4 protein-coding genes are annotated in these 4,102 nt (G+C 53.3%); 3 read left to right on the forward strand and 1 reads right to left on the reverse strand.

Annotated elements, in window-relative coordinates; all coding sequences use genetic code 11:
- The coding region (locus PHF27_RS13580) for a carboxyltransferase domain-containing protein (RefSeq protein WP_300071184.1) at window positions 1-194 on the reverse strand (194 nt) is incomplete at its 3' end.
- A gap of 275 nt (window positions 195-469) precedes the next feature.
- On the opposite strand from PHF27_RS13580, the gene PHF27_RS13585 reads away from it, so the two are divergent.
- The 3 genes from PHF27_RS13585 (at window position 470) to PHF27_RS13595 (ending at window position 3,908) form a co-directional block, all read left to right on the forward strand.
- Window positions 470-1,651: a DNA polymerase IV gene (locus PHF27_RS13585; protein WP_300071186.1), complete on the forward strand. Its 1,182-nt coding sequence runs from the start codon at window positions 470-472 to the stop codon at window positions 1,649-1,651.
- A 213-nt stretch (window positions 1,652-1,864) separates the two neighbouring features.
- Window positions 1,865-2,986 (forward strand): M20/M25/M40 family metallo-hydrolase, encoded by a 1,122-nt coding sequence (locus PHF27_RS13590; RefSeq protein WP_300071189.1) that lies wholly within the window; start codon window positions 1,865-1,867, stop codon window positions 2,984-2,986.
- A gap of 58 nt (window positions 2,987-3,044) precedes the next feature.
- On the forward strand, window positions 3,045-3,908 hold the full coding sequence (locus tag PHF27_RS13595; protein ID WP_300071192.1) for a glucosaminidase domain-containing protein: 864 nt from the start codon (window positions 3,045-3,047) through the stop codon (window positions 3,906-3,908).
- Window positions 3,909-4,102: the final 194 nt, after the last annotated feature.

Below are 4,102 nucleotides of genomic sequence, written 5' to 3' on the forward strand. Positions count from 1 at the left end.
GATATCTGCAGCGGATCAAAATACACCAGCAAAGACCGATAGGTAGGCACCACTTCTTGGATCACTTCCGGATACTCGTTCACTAATTTTTTAGCTAAACCGTGCACCCGCGCGTTAACAGCCGGATTAATTTCTTGACCAAATTCAATGACAAGCCCGCGTTCGCTCGCCGCCCGCATTTTTACGCCATCCATCCTTTTCACTCCTGCCTTTTAGGGAAATTCATCGATTTTTCAAACATATTTGTCACTATTTCGAACTCAACCACCAGAATCCTCTTTAGGTTGTCAAAAAACCGACATATTTTACGTAAAAAAATAAAAAAGCCCGCCGAACTATGATTTCACAGTCAGCAGGCTTCATTGCCTTATTATGGACTTTTCCTTATTTAGATTGATTATAGCAAAGACTAACGTATTTTGGCAAGCCCTCCCTTGCCTTAGACCTCGCAACACGCTATGATAAAAGCATGAAACGATGGATTGCCCATGTAGACATGGACGCTTTTTTTGCCGCTGTGGAACAGCGGGATCAGCCGGAACTAAAAGGACAGGCAGTCATTATCGGCGGTCTGAGCGAGCGCGGTGTCGTATCCACCGCCTCGTATGAAGCCCGCCTTTTCGGCGTACGCTCGGCCATGCCCATGGTCGAAGCCAGACGCCGCTGCCCGCAGGGCGTCTTTCTCCCTTGCAACCATCGCCACTACGCCGCTGTCTCGCGAGATATCCGGCGCATCATGAATGACTTTTCTCCGCTGGTGGAACCACTGTCATTAGATGAAGCGTTTTTGGACCTCACCGGCATGGAATGGCTGCACTCGGACATCGCCGAACTGCCGCGACAGTTAACAAAGCGAATCTACGAGGAAGTAGGGCTTACCGCCTCCGCTGGCTTAGCGCCCAATAAATTTCTCGCTAAGATCGCTTCGGATCTCAAAAAGCCCCACGGCTATGTCATCGTGCGCCACGGCGAAGAAACGTCGTTCCTAGCGCCGCTGCCCATTCGCCGACTTTGGGGCATCGGCCCCAAAAGCGCCGCCAAGCTGACACAACTGGGCATTGAAAAAATCGGCCAGCTTGCCACACTGCCTCTGGCAGCGCTGCAAACCGCCTTTGGCCATACAACAGGAAGCTGGCTTCACGAACTGGCTTTGGGCCACGATAACCGGCCAGTAGAACCTGACTTGGAAGCCCACTCCATCGGTAATGAAAACACCTTCGACCAGGACTTACAGAGTAGAGAAGAAAAGCTGGAAGCGCTGCGGCAGCTGGCGCAGAAAGTAGGCCAGCGCCTACGGTCCCGCAAACTCGGCGGCCGCACCATTACGCTCAAGGTCCGCTTCGCTTCCTTCACTACCATCACCCGCAGTCATACGTACCAGCAGCCGCTGGCCTACGATGAAGACTTATTCCAGGCGGCCCAGGAATTGCTGCAAAAAGCGGCTTCGCCGGAAGGCGTGCGCTTGCTGGGTATTACTGCCGGCCAGTTAGAGCCCTTAACGCAGCAAGGTTCTCTTTTTATGGAAGAAGACCAGCGCAAAGAAGCGCTGTATCAAACTCTCGACACCCTGCGCGAACGCTTCGGCGAGCAAGCCCTCTGCCGAGGCGCAAAGCCTAATGCACGGAAAAGCACGAGGATTGAACAGGAGTAAAAGGAGTAAAGTGAGGGTACGACTGAGGGTATGATTTTTTGAACCCGAAGAGATTGCCGCGTCACTATGTTCCTCGCAACGACGTAACTCAGCGAACCTAACGCGTCATTGCGAGCGCGGCGAAGCAATCTCTCTGCTTACTCTGGCCCTTCCTCTGTTCCTCTGTGTAATCGTAGCTTCTATACTTTCACAATAAATCTAGGAGGCATTACTATGATTAACGAAGCACGTATGTTGGAAGAATTTTTTGAGCTGGTCCGCATGGACTGCCCCAGCGGTCAGGAAAAGGACGTAGCGGAAGTGCTGCGCCGCAAACTGGAAGCTCTCGGCTGCACTGTCTCAGAGGACCAGGCGCAGCAGCATTTTGAAGGCAACTGCGGCAATTTGGTCGCTACCTTGCCAGCTACCAAGGCCAGCGCACCTACCGTTCTTTTCACCTCGCACATGGACTGCGTTTCGCCTTGCCTTTCCATTCAACCGCGCCTTGAAAACGGACGCATTACGTCCGCAGGCGATACGGTTCTGGGAGGCGACGACAAAGCAGGCATTACCGCTATTTTAGAAGGCCTGCGCGCTCTTAAAGAAAGCAGCAAGCCTCACGGGGCCGTGCAAATCGTTTTTACCGTCCATGAAGAAGGCGGTCTCAAAGGCTCCAAACACATGGACGCCGCGCTGCTCAAAGCCGATTTCGGCTACGCTTTGGACGCCGACGGCGCTCCTGGCGAAATTGTCACTATGGCCCCCGGCCAGGACAGCATCACTGCCATTGTGCATGGCAAAAAAGCGCATGCCGGCTTAGCCCCTGAAGAAGGCATTAACGCCATCCAGGCGGCAGGCAACGCCTTAGCAGCCCTTAAAATCGGCCGCATTGATGAAGAAACCACGGCCAACGTCGGTTTGATCCAAGGCGGCACGGCTACTAATATCGTCCCGGATCATGTGGAGATTCAAGCCGAAGCCCGCAGCCGCAATCTGGCAAAGTTGGAGGCCCAAAGCCGGCATATGAAGGAAACTGTGGAGCGCGTCTGCCAAGAATATGGCGCTAGCGCCGAAGTCACCGTGCAGCGTCAATACGACAGCTTCACCCTGGCTCCCGACAGCCCTGCTGTCAGCCTAGCCGTAGCCGCAGCACATCAGATAAACTTGCCTGTCCATATCACCGGCACCGGCGGCGGCAGCGACGCCAACCACTTCAACCGCAAAGGCGTGCCTACGGCGGTTCTGGGTGTGGGCATGAAAAAAGTCCATACCACGGAAGAATACATTGCCGAAAAAGATCTCTACGACAGCGCCCGCTTTGTTTTAGCCATTCTGGAACAAGCCTCACTCTCCTAAACTATTTATGCCGTTGTTTATTGTTGTATGTTTGCTTGAATGAAAGGAGCCCGTCCTCATGAATTTCCGTCTCTTTTTTTGCAGCTTGCTGCTGCTTTGTTTTGCCGCTTCCGTCTCTGCCGCCCCGGCAGACTCTGCCTCCAAAGCTAAGGCAAAGGACGCGAAAAAGGAAGGAGCTGCCGTGGCCGTCGAAGAGCCCTCACCGTTCTCCCAGCGTATTCAAAGCATCCTTGCTTCCTTAAAAACACCGCCGGAAAAACCGGAAAAAGAAGATAAAACCCCCATTTTCGGCCAAGCCCAAGTCCCTCCAGAACAGATTGTAGCTTATATTTTGCAGCGCAATCCCCAGCCCAAGCTCAATTGCACCGTAGCGGAGCTTGTGGGGTACTACTATGAAGAAGCCTCCCGTGAGGGAATTCGTCCGGATTTGGCGATTTCCCAAGCCATTTTGGAAACCGACTGTTTCCGTTATGGCGGCGACGTCGTACCGGAACAAAATAATTACGCCGGCATCGGCACTACCGGCGGCGGCGTCAAAGGCGCCTTCTTCGATTCGCCCCAAATCGGCGTCCGCGCCCAAATCCAGCATCTCTTAGGCTATGCTTCTTCCCGACAGCCGTCTTTGGCTATCGTAGATCCTCGTTACGAGCTGTTAAAAGCGCATCCCGATAAGTTTGGCCGCTGTTCCAATTGGGAAGATCTAAACGGACGCTGGGCCGTTCCAGGTAAAAACTACTCTCAGAATATCTTCCGCACCCTTAGCTATATTAAAACAGCGCCACCCCAGCCCACTGTACCCCAACCGCCGGTAACGGCCTGGCGTGCCACGGCGCCGCCTGTGGAAAAGCCTGGCAATCCTGCGCCGATTGCTCTTCCAGCCCCTGGCGTTACCGCCCAAGACGCCAACGCGGCTGCGGAGTAACGCAGGAACCATAGACGAACAAGAGTAAAAGGAGTAGAGGGAGGGTACGACTGAGGGCTACGGCGGTAATGGTATTTGAGAATTTTAGCTGTCCGTTTTACGCAGAGACCTCTCAACACTTGAAAGTCTTGTAATTTTCAGCATTATTTCCAGAATAAAAAGCAGTACGAGCAAATCGCTCGTACTGCTTTTTT

This window comes from Anaeromusa sp., from assembly GCF_028691475.1.
Classification (GTDB): Bacteria; Bacillota; Negativicutes; order Anaeromusales; family Anaeromusaceae; genus Anaeromusa.